The sequence below is a fragment of the Geodermatophilus sp. SMS 5-13 genome (assembly GCF_059428245.1).
In genome coordinates, this window is the sequence record NZ_CP165729.1 from 1,241,952 (window position 1) to 1,259,064 (window position 17,113).

22 protein-coding genes are annotated in these 17,113 nt (G+C 75.2%); 7 read left to right on the forward strand and 15 right to left on the reverse strand.

Annotated elements, in window-relative coordinates; translation table 11 throughout:
- Positions 1–18: 18 nt before the first annotated feature.
- Complete coding sequence (locus tag AB3388_RS06100; RefSeq protein ID WP_495409866.1) at positions 19–894, reverse strand: arginase family protein; 876 nt, start codon at positions 892–894, stop codon at positions 19–21.
- Positions 895–1,021: 127 nt separating this feature from the next.
- Between AB3388_RS06100 and AB3388_RS06105 the strand changes: the two genes are divergently transcribed.
- Positions 1,022–2,632: a protein kinase domain-containing protein gene (locus AB3388_RS06105; RefSeq protein ID WP_495409867.1), complete on the forward strand. Its 1,611-nt coding sequence runs from the start codon at positions 1,022–1,024 to the stop codon at positions 2,630–2,632.
- Between the two features lie 236 nt (positions 2,633–2,868).
- On the opposite strand, the gene AB3388_RS06110 is transcribed toward AB3388_RS06105, so the two are convergent.
- The 4 genes from AB3388_RS06110 to AB3388_RS06125 form a co-directional block, all read right to left on the reverse strand.
- Positions 2,869–3,681 carry a hypothetical protein gene (locus tag AB3388_RS06110; RefSeq protein ID WP_495409868.1) on the reverse strand — a complete coding sequence of 271 codons (813 nt, stop codon included), beginning with the start codon at positions 3,679–3,681 and terminating at the stop codon, positions 2,869–2,871.
- A gap of 170 nt (positions 3,682–3,851) precedes the next feature.
- Positions 3,852–4,643 carry a siderophore-interacting protein gene (locus AB3388_RS06115; RefSeq protein ID WP_495409869.1) on the reverse strand — a complete coding sequence of 264 codons (792 nt, stop codon included), beginning with the start codon at positions 4,641–4,643 and terminating at the stop codon, positions 3,852–3,854.
- A 263-nt stretch (positions 4,644–4,906) separates the two neighbouring features.
- The gene (locus AB3388_RS06120; protein WP_495409870.1) at positions 4,907–5,812 is read right to left on the reverse strand and encodes a hypothetical protein; all 906 of its coding nucleotides are present in this window, start codon (positions 5,810–5,812) and stop codon (positions 4,907–4,909) included.
- 1 nt (position 5,813) lies between these two features.
- Positions 5,814–6,089: a hypothetical protein gene (locus AB3388_RS06125; protein ID WP_495409871.1), complete on the reverse strand. Its 276-nt coding sequence runs from the start codon at positions 6,087–6,089 to the stop codon at positions 5,814–5,816.
- A gap of 177 nt (positions 6,090–6,266) precedes the next feature.
- On the opposite strand from AB3388_RS06125, the gene AB3388_RS06130 reads away from it, so the two are divergent.
- The 4 genes from AB3388_RS06130 to AB3388_RS06145 all read left to right on the forward strand — a co-directional run bounded on the left by AB3388_RS06130 (position 6,267) and on the right by AB3388_RS06145 (position 8,897).
- On the forward strand, positions 6,267–7,373 hold the full coding sequence (locus AB3388_RS06130) for a sensor histidine kinase (RefSeq protein ID WP_495409872.1): 1,107 nt from the start codon (positions 6,267–6,269) through the stop codon (positions 7,371–7,373).
- Positions 7,370–8,023: a response regulator gene (locus AB3388_RS06135; RefSeq protein ID WP_495409873.1), complete on the forward strand. Its 654-nt coding sequence runs from the start codon at positions 7,370–7,372 to the stop codon at positions 8,021–8,023. The genes AB3388_RS06130 and AB3388_RS06135 overlap by 4 nt, the downstream gene beginning before the upstream one ends.
- Before the next feature lie 81 nt (positions 8,024–8,104).
- Positions 8,105–8,509 (forward strand): hypothetical protein, encoded by a 405-nt coding sequence (locus AB3388_RS06140; protein WP_495409874.1) that lies wholly within the window; start codon positions 8,105–8,107, stop codon positions 8,507–8,509.
- Positions 8,510–8,576: 67 nt separating this feature from the next.
- Positions 8,577–8,897: a hypothetical protein gene (locus tag AB3388_RS06145; protein ID WP_495409875.1), complete on the forward strand. Its 321-nt coding sequence runs from the start codon at positions 8,577–8,579 to the stop codon at positions 8,895–8,897.
- 58 nt (positions 8,898–8,955) lie between these two features.
- Here AB3388_RS06145 and AB3388_RS06150 read toward each other — a convergent pair whose 3' ends face one another.
- Both AB3388_RS06150 and AB3388_RS06155 read right to left on the reverse strand, forming a co-directional pair.
- Entirely contained in the window at positions 8,956–9,813 is an 858-nt protein-coding gene (locus AB3388_RS06150) for a maleylpyruvate isomerase family mycothiol-dependent enzyme (RefSeq protein ID WP_495409876.1), read from the reverse strand.
- Positions 9,810–10,370 (reverse strand): sigma-70 family RNA polymerase sigma factor, encoded by a 561-nt coding sequence (locus tag AB3388_RS06155; RefSeq protein ID WP_495409877.1) that lies wholly within the window; start codon positions 10,368–10,370, stop codon positions 9,810–9,812. The genes AB3388_RS06150 and AB3388_RS06155 overlap by 4 nt, the downstream gene beginning before the upstream one ends.
- A gap of 215 nt (positions 10,371–10,585) precedes the next feature.
- Here AB3388_RS06155 and AB3388_RS06160 point away from each other — a divergent pair, with 215 nt between their 5' ends.
- The gene (locus tag AB3388_RS06160; RefSeq protein ID WP_495409878.1) at positions 10,586–11,323 is read left to right on the forward strand and encodes a nuclear transport factor 2 family protein; all 738 of its coding nucleotides are present in this window, start codon (positions 10,586–10,588) and stop codon (positions 11,321–11,323) included.
- 22 nt (positions 11,324–11,345) lie between these two features.
- Here the strand turns inward: AB3388_RS06160 and AB3388_RS06165 are convergent, their stop codons facing one another.
- Positions 11,346–11,915 (reverse strand): TetR-like C-terminal domain-containing protein, encoded by a 570-nt coding sequence (locus AB3388_RS06165; protein WP_495409879.1) that lies wholly within the window; start codon positions 11,913–11,915, stop codon positions 11,346–11,348.
- Between the two features lie 166 nt (positions 11,916–12,081).
- On the opposite strand from AB3388_RS06165, the gene AB3388_RS06170 reads away from it, so the two are divergent.
- A complete protein-coding gene (locus tag AB3388_RS06170; protein WP_495409880.1) occupies positions 12,082–12,678 on the forward strand; it encodes a TetR/AcrR family transcriptional regulator in 597 nt (198 codons plus the stop codon).
- Positions 12,679–12,700: 22 nt separating this feature from the next.
- On the opposite strand, the gene AB3388_RS06175 is transcribed toward AB3388_RS06170, so the two are convergent.
- From AB3388_RS06175 to AB3388_RS06205, 7 genes are all read right to left on the reverse strand, one after another.
- Positions 12,701–13,417 carry a DUF4383 domain-containing protein gene (locus tag AB3388_RS06175; RefSeq protein ID WP_495409881.1) on the reverse strand — a complete coding sequence of 239 codons (717 nt, stop codon included), beginning with the start codon at positions 13,415–13,417 and terminating at the stop codon, positions 12,701–12,703.
- 115 nt (positions 13,418–13,532) lie between these two features.
- On the reverse strand, positions 13,533–13,766 hold the full coding sequence (locus AB3388_RS06180) for a hypothetical protein (protein WP_495409882.1): 234 nt from the start codon (positions 13,764–13,766) through the stop codon (positions 13,533–13,535).
- On the reverse strand, positions 13,763–14,455 hold the full coding sequence (locus AB3388_RS06185) for an RNA polymerase sigma factor (RefSeq protein WP_495409883.1): 693 nt from the start codon (positions 14,453–14,455) through the stop codon (positions 13,763–13,765). Before AB3388_RS06185 ends, AB3388_RS06180 begins: the two co-directional genes overlap by 4 nt.
- Entirely contained in the window at positions 14,452–14,682 is a 231-nt protein-coding gene (locus tag AB3388_RS06190; protein ID WP_495409884.1) for a hypothetical protein, read from the reverse strand. The genes AB3388_RS06185 and AB3388_RS06190 overlap by 4 nt, the downstream gene beginning before the upstream one ends.
- Positions 14,683–14,751: 69 nt before the next feature.
- Positions 14,752–15,756: an SDR family oxidoreductase gene (locus AB3388_RS06195; protein WP_495409885.1), complete on the reverse strand. Its 1,005-nt coding sequence runs from the start codon at positions 15,754–15,756 to the stop codon at positions 14,752–14,754.
- Complete coding sequence (locus tag AB3388_RS06200) at positions 15,753–16,037, reverse strand: hypothetical protein (RefSeq protein ID WP_495409886.1); 285 nt, start codon at positions 16,035–16,037, stop codon at positions 15,753–15,755. Before AB3388_RS06200 ends, AB3388_RS06195 begins: the two co-directional genes overlap by 4 nt.
- Positions 16,034–17,110, reverse strand: coding sequence for an enolase C-terminal domain-like protein (locus tag AB3388_RS06205; protein WP_495409887.1), 1,077 nt, complete (start codon positions 17,108–17,110; stop codon positions 16,034–16,036). The genes AB3388_RS06200 and AB3388_RS06205 overlap by 4 nt, the downstream gene beginning before the upstream one ends.
- Positions 17,111–17,113: the final 3 nt, after the last annotated feature.

Below are 17,113 nucleotides of genomic sequence, written 5' to 3' on the forward strand. Positions count from 1 at the left end.
CGCCCTGACGCGGCCGGCTCAGCCGCACGTCCCGACGGCGGCGAGCAGGTCGAGCAGGTCGAGGGCGGTCTCCCGCATCCGGCCGGCGTCGTCGCAGGCCGGGTCGAAGGCGGCCAGGGTGGCGGACACGACCGGCAGCCGGTCGGCGGCCTGCCGCACGATCCGCTGCACGTCGTCGGCCAGCAGCCCGTCGGGGGCAGCGAACCCGTTGGCCGGGGCGACCGCGTCGGGGTCGTGGACGTCGAGGTCCACGTGCACGTGCACGGCGTCGACCCGGCCGGACAGGTCGTCCAGCGCCGCGGCCACGGCGTCGGCGTCCCGCGCCCGTGCCGGTGGCAGCCGGCCGACCCCGGACCCCTCCAGCGCGGACCGCTCCGCGGCGTCGAGGTCGCGCGCGCCCACGAGCAGGACCCGGTCCTCGGGCAGCGGCGCGAAGGAGCCGACCGTGCCGGTCATGGCCCGCCAGCAGCGGCCGACCACCATGGCGAGGGCCTGGCCGTCGAGGAATCCCGACTCGGTCAGCTCGGGGGTGTTGAAGTCCCCGTGGGCGTCGAGCCAGATCAGGCCCAGCCGCCGGCCCGGTCCGGCCAGGCCGGCCAGCACGCCGAGGGTGGTGTTGCAGTTGCCCGCGAGCAGCAGCGGCAGCCGGCCGGCACGGCGGGCCTCGCCGGCCGCGTCGGCGATCAACCGCTGCAGCTCGAAGGCGGTCTGCACCTCCGCGCGCCAGGCGGACGACGGCTCGAGCACCTGCTCGCCGACGTCGTGCCCGCGTTCGCGGAGCCGTGCCGCGGCGCCGCCCCGCGCCAGCGTCAGCGGGCCGGCACCCATGCGTGTGTCGAAGACCGCCGAGTCGTAGGGCACGTAGAGCAGGCGCACCGGCGGGGCATCGGCCATGGCGTCAACCTGCCAGACGGCGTGCCCGGGACGAGCCGCCGTTGCTCGGGCGGATCCGCGGGAGCCCGCCGACGCGGGGGGTAGTGGGGTGTGTCGCACCGGCGGTGCACCTGCCCTCCCACTACAAATGGTTACGGTGAGGTCACGGAGGGAGAGACTGTCCCTTCGCGAGGATCCGTTTGCGGGGGAGTCGCCCCGCCCGACCGGAAGGACCGGTGTGGACGTGCGAACCCCGCCCGCGGGAGGGCACAGGTCCCGGGGCCGGAGGGGTGACCTCCTCGGGGACCGCTATGAGCTCCACTCGCTCATCGCCACAGGGGGCATGGGGCGCGTGTGGCAGGCGCGCGACACACTCCTCGGGCGGGACGTCGCGGTGAAGGTCCTGGGCAGCGAGTTCGGTGAGGATCCCACCTTCCTGACCCGGTTCCGTTACGAGGCGCGGCACGCCGCGCTGCTCGGCGACCCCGCGATCGCCACGGTCCACGACTACGGCGAGACCACGGACGTGGACGGCGAGGACGTCGCCTACCTGGTGATGGAGCTGGTCGAGGGGGAGACGCTCGCGGCGCTCCGGCGCAGGGACGGTGTCCTCGACGTGGCGCGCAGCCTGAGCATCGTCCGCCAGACCGCGTCGGCACTCGCCGCGGCACATGCCGCCGGCGTGGTCCACCGGGACGTGAAGCCGGCCAACGTGCTGGTCCGGCCGGACGGCGCCGTCAAGCTCACCGACTTCGGCATCGCCTGGTCGGCGGCGAACGTGCCGCTGACCCGCGCCGACCAGGTGATGGGCTCGGTGCACTACCTGGCACCGGAGCGGGTGGACGGCGAGCCGGCGACACCGGCGAGCGACGTCTACTCCCTGGGGGTCATCGCCTACGAGTGCCTGGCGGGACGGCGTCCGTTCGAGGGGGACAACAGCGTCCAGACGGCGCTGAGGCACGTCCGCGAGGTTCCGCCACCGCTCCCGCCCGAGGTGCCGGATGACGTCCGCGCGCTCGTCGCCCGCGCCATGGCGCGGCGGCCCGAGGACCGCATCCGCGACGGCGCCGCCCTTCGCGACGCCGTGGACGCCCTCTGCCCGCAGCGTGCGGCTCCCGACGTGGAGCAGCACCGGACGACCGTTCTCGCCACGGGTGCGACCCGTTCCGCTCCGCCGGGCCCGAACGCCTTCGCCGTCACCGAGGCACTGACCCGTCCGACGCGGGTACCGGCCCGCGCGCGGCTGGCGGTCGCCTTCGTGGCCGCGCTCGTGGTCCTGGGCGTCGCGGTCACGGGCGGCCTGCTCCTGGCCCCGGACTCTCCGGTCACGGCCGCACGGGGCAGCGCGACGCCGTCGGCCACCGCGAGCGGCAGCACGGTCGCCGGTACGACGATCTCCGTCACGGCGGACGGACTGGTCGGCAGCCCCGTCGCCGAGGTGCGCAGCCGGCTGATCGCGCTGGGGGTCGCGGTGCAGCTGCGGCCGGAGGGGACCGCCGATGTCCCGGCCGGGCAGGTTCTCGCGCTCGACCCCGTGGGGGAACTCGCGCCCGGCCAGCTGGTCGACGTGACGTACGCGACCGCGCCCGCCGTCGCGGCGACGACAGCATCCGTCCCCGCCGCACCCGCCGCCCCGGTCTCGACGGCTGCGCCGTCCGCCCCCGCGACGGCCGAGCCGACGCTGTCGACGGCTCCGAGGCGTCCCGGCGCCGGTCGCGGCAACGGCCACGGCGGCGGGCGGGACGGCGGCGGCGGCTGAATTGCGGCTCGGGATGTGAGAGCGCGCCGTCGGTGCGAAGGTAGGCGCAGGTTCCGGGGCCGCTCACGGCCCGGGAGCCGTCCAGGACCACGCGCCGGCCGGGTAGAGGGGGAACTCCCCGGCCGGGGCACCGGGTCGGGTTCCGAGCAGAGGCTCCCCGTCCCGGCCATGCCCGTCGCCCTGTAGACCCGAGAAGCCCCGGCCGGAATCGGCCGGGGCTTCTCGGGTCGAGCGGGTCAGGGCGTGGGCGCCGCGCCCTGCGTGGGCGCCGAGCTCGTCCCGGCGGAGCGGGTCGGCGTGGTCGCGGAACTCGACGCGGACGAGCTCGAGGACGACGTCGCGGTCGACGGGGACGCCGACTCCGAGTCCCCCTCGTCCGTCGGGGTCGCCTCGGTCGGCTCTGCGGGCGAGCTGTCGGCCGTGGACGTCGCCGGGGCGGACGTCGTCGGCGAGGACGGCGTCGACGGCGTGGTGTCCGAGGACGACGAGGCGTTGGTCAGCTCGCCGAGCGTCGTCGTCCCCGTGGACGACGAGTTGCCCACCAGCGCCGACACCGGCTGCTGACCGATGAGCTCGATGCCCGTGACGATGCCCATGGCCACCACGAAGACGCCGACGGCGTAGGCGGCCACCCGGCCCCAGCGCGGCTGGAAGCGCTTGGCCGGCGCCCGCCGCGGGTCGAGCCGGGGCGGCAGGGCCTGGGGGGCGGGCAGGGCCTGGGTGACCGGGAGGGCCGGCGTGGCCGGGAGGGCCTGGGTGGCCGGGGCGCCCGGCTCGGTGGCCGCGGCCTGCTCGCGGGTGATCACCCGGCGCAGTCCCTCGTTGGTCTTCTTCAGCGAGGTCGTGTACAGCGAGGCGCCGACCGTGCTGATGACGCTGGCCAGTGCGGCGCCGGTGAGGGTGCCGGCGACGCCGAAGAAGGAGAGCAGCACCGCCGAGGACACCGCGGCGAGCGCGCCGGAGGCGATCTGGACGGCGGACAGCCCGCCGGCCTTCGGCTTCTCTGTCTCGTCGGTCTGGGGAGCGATCTGTGTGCGCGGGGAAGTCATGAGCTCCGGGGGAGGGGACGGGAGCGTGCAGGGGAGAGGCGCCCGGCCGGCGGCGGCGCACAGCGGGCTGCCCGTCCAGGCTACGGGTTCAGCAGTCCCGGCGTCTGCCCCATTCCCACGCTCAGTACGGGCCTGACCTGGGCGAACACCGCATTGTGATTCGCCCCACGTCAGGCGCCGAGCACCGCTTCCTCGGCCTCGATCGCGGCGTTCCACTCCCGCTTGGTCGCCTGCCAGCGCTCCTCGCTGTCGCCGCGGCGCCAGTAGCCGGAGATCGAGGTGAGCTCCGGCGCCAGCCCGCGCTCGGCCCGCAGGTGCCGGCGCAGCTCCCGGACGGCGCCGGCCTCCCCGTGCACGAACACGTGGCCGGCGCCCTCGGGCAGCGGAGCGGACCGGACCGCGTGCACCAGGGCCGTGCCCGGTGCGGCGTCCCCGCGGTGCACCCAGACCAACTCGACGCCGTCCCCGATGACCAGGTCGCTCTGCTGCTCCTCGGCGCCGGCCACCTCGACGAACGCCAGCGCGCGGGCCCCGGCCGGCAGCCGCTCGAGCGCCGCTCCGATGGCGGGCAGCGCCGATTCGTCGCCGGCGAGCAGGTGCCAGTCGGCGTCCGGGGACGGCGCGTACGCCCCACCGGGGCCGAAGAACGAGATCCGGTCGCCGGGCCGCGCGGCCGCGGCCCACGGTCCGGCCAGCCCCTCGTCGCCGTGCCAGACGAAGTCGAGCGTGAGCTCGCCGCTGGCGTCGTCCCAGGCCCGCACGGTGTAGGTGCGGGTGACCGGCCGCTCGGGGTCCGGTGAATCCGGCGGGAAGAGCAGCTTCACGTAGTGGTCGGTGAACTCGCCGGCCGGGAAGCCGGCCAGCCCCTCACCGCCCAGCACGACCCGGATCATGTGCGGGGTCACGTACGACGTGCGCAGCACCTCGGCCATCCGCGGGATCCGCGGCCGTCGCTCGGCCATCAGTGGACCGCCTCCTCGATGTCGGGACGGCGTCGCCTCCCGACGGCCGCTGGCTATTGGTTAGCCTAGCCTAAGTTTTCGCGATCAACGGGTGGCTTGGTACTGCACGCTCTGTCAACGGAGTGCCGGTGGACCGGCGGATGCCACCGAGTGTCGGATCCCGGTGGTCTCATGGGCGCGCGATACCGCCACGAGTCGACACCCGTCGGCATCGGCAACCGAGTCCCGCCCGGTGCCCGAGGCGAAGGATGCCTGACGCGGCACTAGTCGAATGGGGACGCCACGAATTGCAGGCGGACGGAGCCCGACTCGGCCAGCTCGAAGAGCGGGTCCCGCCCGTGCTGCCAGTCCTTGGGCAGGAGGAAGTACCGGTCGCCGGAGTGCAGGAGCAGACGCAGTCCGGTGTAGCGGAACCGGTAGGCGCTCGCGTCATCGGGGATCGGGTCGACCCGGATGCCTGGGCCGTTGAGTCCTAGCCGCTGGGCACTGAAGACCGTTACCTCCGTGCGGAACGGCAGATCGGCAGCCATGTCCTCGGCGGTCGATCGTCCGCCTGCGGCGGCGTAGGCACCCCAGAGCCAGAAGAGCCCACCAGCGACGAGACCGGCCAACGCGACGAACTGGGCCCTGCCGCGGAGCCCCGAACCGGTGCCCGACCCGTCCGCCCGCAGCACGGTGACGTACGTGAGGAGCGCCAGCCCCGCCGAGATCAGCAGCGGTATGACCGGGATCGAGGGTGGGAAGACCCAGAGCTGGAACAGCCCGGCGACGGCGATGGCGAGCATCGTCGCTCCTGCTGCCATGAGCGCGAGGAGCCAGTGTCGTGAGCCGGTCACGTGTGCGCTGATCCGCGGATGCAGCGTCAAAGTCGTGAAGGCAAGGATTCCCAGCGCCATCAGCGGCCAGTACGCCGCGCCGACGCTGCGCAGGACGTAGTCGGTTGTGGTGAGGCCGGCGACGGAACTGTCGAGGCCGAAGTACTGGAGGAAGGCGCTGGTGCGGGCCCACCCGAAGTAGACGGCGAGCGCGGTGACCGCGCCCAGCTGGCCGAGGACCAGCCCGACGACTTGCTTCAACGCCGAGGCGCGGGCAGCCGCATCCGTCGGCGAGCTTGCGTCCGCGGTCGGGGCTTCAGTTCCCGCCGGCCGCGCGGACCACGCCGAGGCCATGTCAACCTGTGTCCGGCTCGTCCGTTGAGGGCGTCGTCGTCGGTTCTGTCGTGGCCGGTGTCGTCAGCGTCGGTGGCCCGGTTGTGTTCTCCTCGGCCCGCGACGACGAGGGAAACGCGGACGACGTCGCCGGCACCGAGTCGCCCGTGTCGGTGACCATGCTGCTGCTCGTGGTGGGACTCGGACCGTCGCCGCCGCTGCTGTTGCCACCGCAGCCGGTGGTGAGGAGTGCGGTCGTCATGGCCGCCGCGGTGACGACCGCACGGCGCGCGGGCATGCACCCTCGTACACCCAGGGACGGACGGCGACCATGTCTGCAGAGACGATGTCCACGGTGCACGGGACGCCGTGCCGGAGCGAAACGCAGTGGTTCCGGACGGTGGCCCACCGGTGCCCAACCCGCCGGGGACGGAGGGGCGTTGACCGCGGGTTCGCCCGGAAGCAGAGTGATCACGTGAGGCGAGCACTGGCGGTCATGGCCTGCGTGGCACTGATCGTCCTCGCCGTGGAGGTCACCGCCGACCCCCAGCCGCTCGCCGCGGTGGCGGCGGGCGTGGTCTACACGCTGATCCTGGTCCTCGGTTTCGCCTGGGTCGACCGTCAGCCGCCGCGGCGGAGACGGCGGCTCGCGGTCGCGTACGTCCTCCTGGAGCTCACGATCGGCTACGCGGTCTTCGGGCTCGGCGGGGCCGGCGTCGGCGCGACCCTCCTCCTGCTCATCCTGGTCAGCCAGGGCTACCTGCTGCTGCCCCTGCCGGCTGCCGTGGCGCTCACCGCCGTCGTCCCGCTCGTGCACCTCGGCATGGGCTGGGGCGACTTCGTCCGCAACGGGTTCGGCATCCTCGGCGCGGCCGTGTTCACCGCGGTCGTCACCGTGCTGCTGCAGCGCGAGCAGCGGGCCCGGGAGGAGCTGGCCGCGGCGCACGAGCAGCTGCGGGCGTACGCCGCCCAGGCCGAGGAGCTGGCCACCACCCAGGAGCGCAACCGGGTCGCCCGCGACATCCACGACGGGCTCGGCCACCACCTCACCGTCGTCCAGATGCAGGTCCAGGCCGCCCGCGCCGTGCTGGCCGGCGACCCGGCCCGCGCCGACGCCGTCCTGGCCAAGGCGCAGCACTCCGCGACGGAGGCGCTCGCCGAGGTCCGGCGGTCGGTGGCCGCGCTGCGCGCCGAACGCACCCGCCCGCCGCTGCGGACCGCGCTGGAGGCGCTCGCCGCCGAGGCGTCGGCCGCCGGCGTCCCGACCCGGCTGGACGTCGAGGGCGAGGCGCGGCCGCTGCCGGCCGAGGCCGAGGAGTCGCTGTTCCGCGCCGCGCAGGAGGCGCTCACCAACGTGCGCAAGCACGCCCAGGCCCGCTCGGCGACGGTGGTGCTGGACTTCCGCGGCCCGGCGACCGTGCGGCTCGAGGTCTGCGACGACGGTCGCGGCCTGCCCGGCACGCGAGGGGGCGGCTTCGGCCTGGTCGGGATCCGGGAGCGGGCCGTCGGGCTCGGCGGCCGGCTCGACGTCACCTCCACGCCCGGCGCCGGGACGACGCTGCTGGTCGAGGTGCCCGGGTGAGCCCCGTCCGGGTGCTGCTCGCCGACGACCAGGCGCTGTTCCGCGAGGCGCTGGCCACCCTGCTCGAGGCGCGGCCCGAGGTGGAGGTCGTCGGCGAGGCCGGGGACGGCGCCGAGGCGCTGGACCGGGCGGCGGCGCTGGGGCCCGACGTCGTCCTCATGGACCTGCACATGCCGGTGCTCGACGGCATCGCCGCCACCCGCCGGCTGCGCCTGGAGCAGCCGGAGGTCCGGGTGCTCGCCCTGACCACCTTCGACGACGACGAGGACGTGTTCGCGGCGCTGCGGGCCGGCGCGGTCGGCTACCTGCTCAAGGACGTCGCCTCCGACCGGCTGGTCGAGGCGCTGCTCGCCGCCGAGCGCGGCGAGTCGGTGCTGCAGCCCTCGGTCGCGGCCAAGGTGGTCGCCCAGTTCGCCCGGCTCTCCGACGAACCGCGCCCGCGCCCGCAGCCGCTGGTGGTGCCGCTGTCGGAGCGCGAGCTGGACGTCGTCCGGCTGCTCGCCGGCGGCCGCAGCAACCGGGAGATCGCGCAGACGCTGTTCCTCGCCGAGGGCACGGTGAAGAACCACGTCACCAACGTCCTGGCCAAGCTCGGCGCGCGCGACCGCACCCAGGCCGCGCTGCGCGCCCGGGCTCTCGACCTGCTCTGACCCGGGGTCATGCCCGGTCGTGACCCCCGGTCATGACCTCCGGCACGTCCGGCGGAGGCCGGCGGCCGCGACGCTTCCGCCATGACCACCGAGACCCTCCCGCAGCACAGCCGCACGCACGTCGCGTGGCACCTCGTCCGCCACTACCTGGAGATGGTCGTGGCCATGTTCGCCGGGATGTTCGCCCTCGGCCCGGTCTGGGGCCTGGTCTGGCCCGGCTGGTCGGCGACCACCGAGGTCATGGTCCTGGGCATGGCCACCAACATGGCCATCGGCATGGCCGCGTGGATGGCCTTCCGCAAGCACTCCGCCGTGGCGATCGCGGAGATGGCGGCGGCGATGTACCTGCCGTTCCTCGTCCTGCTCGTGCCCTACTGGGCGGGCGCGATCTCGGCCGGCGCCGTGGTCACCGGCGGGCACCTGCTCATGCTGCCGGCGATGGCCGTGCCGATGGTCTGGTGGCGGCGGGCGGAGTACGTGCACTGAGAATCGGGACCTTCGGGACTGACCCGCGACCCCTCCGCCGGCGCAGGCTCGCCGGCGGAGGTGTCCCATGTCCAGATCCCGGATCGTCGCGTGCGCGCTGCTCGCCGTGGCCGTCGTCGTCCTGGCGGGATGCGCGGCCGGACCCAACCCCGCCGTCGACACCGGCACCGAGCCGGCCGGGTTCTGGCTCGGCCTCTGGCAGGGGTTCATCGTCCCGGTCACGTTCGTGATCTCGCTGTTCACCGACCACGTGAACGTCTACGAGGTGCAGAACAACGGCAACTGGTACGACTTCGGCTACGTGCTGGGCATCTCGTGCGCGTTCGGCGGCAGTACGGGCTCAGGCGCGGTGGCCCGCCGCCGGCGGCGGTCAGAGGTCCGCCACTGAGCGCAGCACCTGCCTGGCCTCGACCGCGCGCCGGGAACGCTCTAGCAGGCGGGTGCCGTCAGTCCAGCGCGAGCGCGGCGGCCCCGGCCAGGACGGCGTCAGCGTGCGCGACGTCCCCGCTGACGTGGGCCCCCAGCTGCTCCGGTCCGATGCGGTCGGCCACCAGCCGGCAGAAGCCGACCGCGTCGGCGACGATCGCAACCTCCGGCACCTCGCCGGCCCGCCGCGACCCGAGCGGGATGTCCCACGTGCCGCCGCCGGCGCCGGTGAGCACGAGGTGCACGTCGAGCGCCGGCAGGTCGTCGGCCACCCGGGCCACCCCGAAGGGCAGCATGCCCACGGCGAGGTCGGTCATCAGCCGCAGCGTCGACCCGTCCGGCACGGAGGCCGGGAGGCCGGCCGCGGTGCGGATGTCGTTCTCGTGCGTCCACAGCTCGAACGCCCGGACGACGAGCAGCGCGCCCAGCGGCAGCCGCAGCCCGTGGACGGCGATGACCTCGTCGAGCCGGCGGCCGCGCACCTGCGCCACCGTGCGCTCAGCGGCGTCGCGCCAGGTCCGGCGGGTCTCCTCCGGTGGCCGTCCCGCCTGCTCCTCGGCCACCGGCTGGGTCGACGCGACGTGGTCGACGCGGGCCACGCCGGGATCCCCGGCGAGCGCGCGCTGGACGTCGTCCTCGACGCCCACCAGGTGCCCGGCCAGGCCCTGGACGTCGAGGTCGCGGAGCACCGGCAGCCGCCAGTGCGCGTCGTCGAGCGTCGCGAGCAGGCCGGCGAAGGCGTCCGCGGCCCGGCTGAAGGCCTCGACGGGGGAGATGGCCGGCGTCTCGGGCAGGGCTCGGCCGGCCGCGCGGGCCTCGCGCGCGGCCGTCAGCACGCGTTCGCGCAGCCCCGCGGGCAGCGACGCACCGGTGATCACGACGGCTCCAGGAGTTGGCGGTCGAGCAGGTGCTCGAGCTTGGCGAGGGCGAGGCGCAGGCGCGACTTCGCCGTCCCCTCCGGGATCCCGATCCGCTGGGCGACGTCGCGGTAGCTCAGCCCGTCGAAGTACGCGAGTTCCACCACGCGCCGCTGGTCGGGTGGCAGGGAGCGCACCGCGGCGCGCACGGCCGCGGCGGTGTCGGCGTCGGCGACCTGTTCGCCGGGCGTCGGCTGGCGCGGCTCGGGCACCAGCCGCTGGTGCCGCTCCTCCCGGCCGGCCCGGCGCAGCTCGCTGCGGACGACGTCCAGCGCGCGGTGCCGCGCGCAGAGGGTCAGGTAGGTGCGCAGACTGCCGAGCGTCGGGTCGTAGCGCTGCGGGTGGCACCACAGCTCGACGAGCACGTCCTGCACCACGTCCTGCGCCGCCGCGGAGCTGCCGAGGATCTGCAGCGCGGTCGCATGGACGGCCGCCCCGAGCTGGTCGAACACCTCGGCGAGGGCGCGGTCGTCACCGGCAGCGAGCCGAGCGGCGAGCAGGGAGCCGGAGGACTCCACGGCGCGGACCGTACCGCTGCGCCACCCGGGACGACAGCCGTTCGGCCGCACGCGGTGACGCGGTCGGACGGCCGGCGGGTCGGCGGCCAGGGGCGCCTGCACGTCCTCGATGCGTCACCGGACCCGCCACCGGATCACCGCGTTCTCGGTGATCCGGCCTGATCGGCCGCGGCGCACTGCTGCACGTCGACAGGGGTCATCGGAGGAGGTTCGACATGACGGTCATCGCCGAGGTCGTGTTGCGCGGCATCACGCCGGAGCAGTACGACGCCGTCCGCGGGCGCACCGGGTGGCTGGAGCGGCCGCCGGACGGCGGGCACGCGCACCTGACCTGGTGGGAGGGGGCCGACTGCCACAACGCCGACGCGTGGGAGAGCGAGGCGGCCTTCGGCGCCTTCGGCGAGCAGCGGCTCGGCCCGGCGATGGCCGAGCTCGGCCTGGACGTGCAGCCGGAGGTCACCTTCCACCCGGCGCACGAGGTGTTCACCCCGCGGGCCGGTGTCCTCACCGCCACCGGGACGCCCGACGTCGCCGCGGCCGGGAACGCGGACCTCGCGCGGAGCGGCTACGCGGCCTTCGCCGCCGGCGACATCCCCACGGTGCTCGGCCTGTTCGCCGACGACCTCGTGTGGTCCACGCCGGAGAGCATCTCCTTCGGTGGCGACTACCGCGGGCCGCAGGGCGCGGGGGAGTTCTTCGGCAAGCTGGCCCAGAACTTCGCCGAGCTCGTCGTGGCGCCCGAGAGCTACCTCGAGGCGGGCGACACCGTCGTCGTCCGGGGCCGGCACCGGGGCCGGACCGTCGCCGGGAACTCCTTCGACGGCGTCCCGTGGGTGCACGTCTGGACCTTCCGCGACGGCAGGGTCACGTCGTTCACCGAGGTGATGGACACCGCCACGATCGCGCAGGCCCTCGGCGAGGCCGTGCCGGCCCGAAGCCCGGCCGGCGTCTGACGACGGGGGAGCGGCGGGGACGTCAGTCCGTCGTCCCCGCCGCTCGGCGCTCGAGGCCGGCGACGAGGAAGTCCACCAGCAGGTCCAGGTCCACCGCCGACCGCGAGCCCGAGCGCAGCCGCTCGAGCACGAGCCCGCGCAGCACCCAGCTCAGCGTCTGCAGCGCCGACTGCGGCACGCCGCGCTCCGCGGCCCGGCTGAGCACGGTGCCGAGCGCCTGGGCGAGCGGCAAGTCCAGGGCCTGCGCGGTCGCGGCCTTGAGCGGCGCGCTCCACTCCGCGGCGCTGAGCACTGCGGCGACGGCCATCTCGTCGGAGGTGCGGGGACTGCGCCACGGGTGGAGCAGCGCGCGCAGGTCGCCCCGGAGGGAGCCGGTCTGTGGCGGCGTGTCGAACAGCTCGATGCCGGAGACCGCGGTGGCCACCAGGTCCTCGATGTCGGGATCCTCGCCCAGCGCGCTCGCGGCCGCGCCGGCCCGCAGTGCGATGGTCTCGGCCGTCACGCCCGCGTACCCGTGGTGGACCAGCGCCTCGAGGACGGCGAGCAGCACCAGCCGCGAACTCGGGGACTCCCAGCTGAGCCGGCTGTGCACGCTTCCCCCCGTCCGCGGCGCCCGTGCCGCGGTCTGTCGGTGCCGGACGGCACCTCGTCGGCGCGACGGTAGGGACCGACCACGGAAACCGGCGAGTTCCTCATTGCGCGCGCCGTGGTCCCGGGAGCGCCGTCGGGCCGGTCGGCGTGATCGGTACGGTTCGGGGGTGACCGCGGACCGCCCTCGTCGCGGGCGCCCGCTCGACCCGTCGCTCGACGAGTCGATCCGGTCCGCCGTCCTCCGGGTGCTCTCGGAGGTGGGCTACCGCGGGCTGACCATGGACGAGGTCGCGATGGTGGCCGGGGTCAGCAAGGCGACGATCTACCGGCGCTGGCCCAGCAAGGTCGACCTCCTGGTCAGCGTCATCGACGCGGCCAGCGACGACACCCTCGTCGTCGTCGACACCGGGTCGCTGCGCGACGACCTCGTGGCGCTGCTGGGCGCCCTGACCGAGATCCTCGCCGGGCCCGGCGGCGGGGCCAGCCGCGCCCTGCTCGGCGTCCTCGACGAGGAGCCGGCGCTCGCCGAGGCCTACCGCCGGGGACCGCTGGACCGCTGGGACCGCGCCTTCGCCGACGCCTTCGCCCGGGCGGCCGCCCGCGGGGAGGTGGCGCCGGAGGCGGGAGCCGGCCTGGCCGCCGAGGCCGGACCGTCCATCGTGCTGCAGCGCTGGCTGCTCGGCGGCCGGGAGATCGGCCCGGACCTGCCGGCCGCCGTCGTCGACGGGGTGATGATGCCGCTGCTCCGCCCCGGCACGAGCTGAGCGGGGACGGCGGCGACGCTCGTCACCGGGGGAGGACGGCGCCGCCGGTCATCGGCCGGTCGAACTCCATCCACACGTGGCGCCGGTCCGGCCGCGAGTGCACGAGGGCCATGGCCGCCACGCGGCGCCGCTGGTCCTCGCTCGCGCGGTGCTCGACGACCGCGATCTCGGCCTGCCGCATCGCCGCCTCCGCGGCGACCTCCGCGGGCGTGGCCGGCAGCTCGGGCGGCTCGACGGCGTGGGGGTGCGGATGCGCGTAGGGACTGGTCTCCGGCAGGTTGCCGCTGACCCGGCCGTAGGCACCCAGCACGAGCAGGAGCACGCCGACGCCGATCGAGAACAGCACGTTGCTCATCCGGAAGGCCAGCACGTTGACGCTGGTCTGCAGCAGCGCCAGGTTCACCAGCGCCGAGAGCAGGAACAGCGACCCCAGCACCATCATCACGGTGGAGGCGACCCGCGGACCGCGCATCGCGGCGCCGACGAGCACCGCGCCGACGACCACCGACAGGACCGACAGCAGGCCGTTGGAGGACAGGCCGAGCAGGCGCTGCCCGTGGGTGGTGAGGAACGGGATGCCGCTGGTGAGGCCGAGCGTCCCGAAGACCAGCAGGAACGTCCCGACGCCCACGGCCCCCAGCCGCTGGACGGCGAACACCCGCCCGTCGACCGCCGGTGCGCCGTCCGCGGTCGTGGGGACGGCGGCGACCGGTGCCGGCCGGTGGAGAAGGAAGGACACCCGGTGGAGCCGGCTCGCACCGCCGTGTCCGAGGGTCAGGAGACTCATGGCCTACTCCCGGAGGGGGCTGGAAGGGATCCCTGCCGCATCCTCGGCAGGGCGTTCTGACGGTGGGTCACCGCGCTGCCCCGGGGGCGAGCAGCGCGGTGAGACTGGCGTGCTCCTCGGAGCAGGCGGGGCAGCCCTCCAGGTGGGCCGCCATGCCGGGCACGGCCGCCTCGGCGTCGGCCCCGGCGAGCTCCAGATCGACGTAGCGGTCCAGCTCGTCGAAGCAGACCTCGCAGGTGACCTCCGGCCGGCCGGGGCCGAGCAGACGGCTCAGTGCGGGCGCACGTCGTGGGTCGTTCACCGCGCCTCCTCGGCGATGGCGGTGGCAGTGGACAGCAGGCCTCGCTCGGCGAGCCGGCCGCGCAGGGCGCGGCGGGCGTCGTGCAGGGTCTTGTAGAGCGCGCCGCGGGTGGTCCCCAGCCGTTCGGCGAGGACGTCGATGGGCACGTCGTTGACGGTCAGCGCCACCAGGACGTGCCGCTGGTGCGGGGTCAGGGCGGCGATCCCGTGGCGGACGGCGGCGAGGACCTCCGCCGTCTCGGCGTGCTGCTGCGGCTGCTCGCCGCGCTCGGGGACCAGCGCCCAGGACTGCGGCTCGAGCGGGACCTCGCGGTCCTGCCAGGCCCGTCGCCGCAGCTTGACGGAGGTCTCGTAGATGGCGAACTTGTAGGCCCAGGTGGTGAAGCGGCTGGCGCCGCGGAAGGTGTCCAGCCGGGCCAGGACGGCGACGAGCGCGTCGTCGGCCGCCTGCAGGGTCAGGTCGTCGAGCTCGCGGCCGCCGATCCCGGAGAGGGCGGCCCGCCGGCGGGCCGCCTCGAACCGCGCCGCCCGGAGCAGCAGCGCGTGCAGCCGGCCGATCGCCAGCTCCCGCTGCTCGCCCCCGGCCCGCAGCGGCGACAGCCAGGTCTCGGCGTCGTCCGCGCGGGAGCCGTCGTCCGCCGCGCGGCGGGGGCGGACGGCGCCCTGCGGCACCACGTCGGCGTCGTTCACCGGTGGGCTCCGTCGCCGTCGACGGGGGACAGGATGCGGGCGGCGAGCACCGGCGGGCAGCCCCGCTCCACCAGCTCGAGCAACGCGTGCAGGTCCACCCGGAACTCGCCGGCGAGGGCGTCGGCGAGGTCGAAGCCGAAGCCGGCCTCGAGGAGCCGGCCGCGGCGCCAGGCCACGACCTGTTCTTCCAGCACGGCGGCCCGCGTGCTCTGCCAGTCGGTGCGCATGTCTGATGAGTGTCGGCGGGCCGCCACGGTCTTACCCCTCCCGGTGCGGAATCCGCCCGGCCCGACGGTTCACCGCCGGCGGAGGCGCCACCAGGCGGTCGCCCCGGCCAGCGCGGCGCCGGCCGCGGCGAGGGTGCCGTGGTGCCGGGAGGCCCACAGCTGCGGGTCCGAGGTGCGCGATCGGGCGTCGAACTCGCCGTGCGCCCCGAAGTCGTGGCCGTGGTCGTCGTCCGCTGCCTCGAAGAGGTTGGCCGGCGCGTCCGGGTCGTGCGGCCGGTCGCTCTGCTGGGAGTCGAAGCCGGTGCGGGCCAGGTAGCGGTCCAGCAGGCCGGGGAACAGCGCGTTGGCGGCCAGCGTGGCCGCGGTGCTCGACCCGACCCAGTACTCCCGCCGCTTCGGGTGGTCCGCCGCGAAGAGCACCATCTCGGCGACGGTCTCCGGCTGGTAGATCGGCGCCACCGGCTGCGGGTGCCGCGGCAGCCGGTCGAGCACCCAGGAGAACTGCGGGGTGTTCACCGCCGGCATCTGCACCATCGTCACGCGCACCGGGCTCCTCTCGTGCAGCAGCTCGCAGCGCAGCGCCTCGTGGAAGCCCTGGATCGCGTGCTTGGCGCCGCAGTACGCGGTCTGCAGGGGGATGCCGCGGTAGGCCAGCGCCGAGCCGACCTGCACGATCGTGCCCCGGCCGCGGGCCTTCATCCGCGGCAGCACGGCCTGGGTCGCGTACACGTAGCCGAGGTAGGTCACCTCCGTCGTGCGGCGGAACTCCCCGGGGGTGACGTCGTCGAACATCGCGAACACGGAGGAGAAGGCGACGTTGACCCACACGTCGATCGGGCCGGCCTCGTTCTCGAAGCGGTCGACGGCGGCGAACACCGCGTCGGGGTCGGCGACGTCGGTGGGCAGGACGACGGCGCGCCCGCCGGCCCGCTCGACGTCCTCGGCGGCGCCCTTGAGGCCCTTCTCGCCGCGGGCGACCAGGCCGACGGTCGCGCCGCGGCGGCCGAAGGCGGTGGCGACCGCCCGGCCGATCCCCGCGCTGGCCCCCGTGACGACGACGTACTGCGGTTTCACAGCGATTCCTTCCTCTCCTCGGACAGGACGACGAGCTCGTCGTGCAGTACCCGCAGGCGCCGGGCCAGCGCATCCAGCGCGGTGAGGGCCCCGTCGTCGGCGGCTCGGACGGCGCCCAGGTCGACGGTGATGGAGTGCCGGCCCGCCCGGCGGAGCACCTCGACGGCGCCCTGGATGAGATCCGCGCCCTGCTCGGTCAGGTGGCCGCGGGCCCGGATGGTGGCGCCGTCCCAGTCGAGCTCCTCGGCGAAGTTCCCGCCGCCCGGCCGCGAGCGGGTCACCGGCCCCGCCGGTGCGCGGCCAGGGTCATGCCGTGCCCCGCGGTGCCCGGCACGACCAGCGCGCCGTCGACCACCGGCGGTGCGCCGTCGACGAGCTCCGGCTCGAGGCGGGCGTGGTCGGCGAACCACTCCACGTGCCGCAGCTCGGGCAGCGCCGCGGCCACCGGCGCGTGCAGGGACGGCGCGCAGTGCGCGGACACCTGCCGGCCCGCCGCGACCGCCACCGCCGCGCACCGCAGCCAGCCCGTGTAGCCGCCGCAGCGGGTGGCGTCGAGCTGCAGGCAGTCGACCGCGGGCGCCAGGCGCGCGGCCTCCCGCACGTCGGCGACGTACTCGCCGGCGGCGACGTCGCAGCGCAGGGTGTTCCGCAGCGCGGCGAGCTCCTCGACGTCGTCGCTGCTCACCGGCTCCTCGAACCACACGACGCCCAGCTCGTCCAGCGCCGCGCCGATCCGGCGGGCCTGACCGGGGGAGTAGCCGCCGTTGGCGTCGACCATGAGCGCGACGCCGTCCCCGGTCAGCGCGCGCAGCCGGCGCACGCGGGCGAGGTCCCGGTCGGTGCGGGTGCCCCACGACTCGCCGACCTTGATCTTCACCGCGGCGCAGCCGGCTGCCAGCCACCCGTCGACCTGCTCGGCGAGGTGCGCCGCGTCGTAGGTCGTGAACCCGCCCGAGCCGTAGACCGGCACCCGGTCGCGCACCCGGCCGAACAGGTCGGCCAGCGGCAGGTCGAGCAGCCGGGCCTTGAGGTCCCACAGCGCGATGTCCACGGCGCTCTGCGCCTGTGCGAACAGCCCGCGGGTGCCGAGGTTGCGCCCGGCCCGGTGCATCGCCTCCGCGGCCCCGGGGACGTCGAACGCGTCGCGGCCGCAGACCACGCCGGCGAGCACGTCGTCGACGACGGCCGCCGCGGCGCCCGAGCTGTACGTCCAGCCCAGGCCGGTACACCCGCCCGCGTCGACCTCCACGGTGACCGCGGTCGTGGCGTCCCACGCGAGGGTCCCGTCGGCCTCCGGCGTCGGGGTGGGGAAGCGGTGCACGCCGGTGCGGACCGCGGTGACCGGGGCCGTCACGGC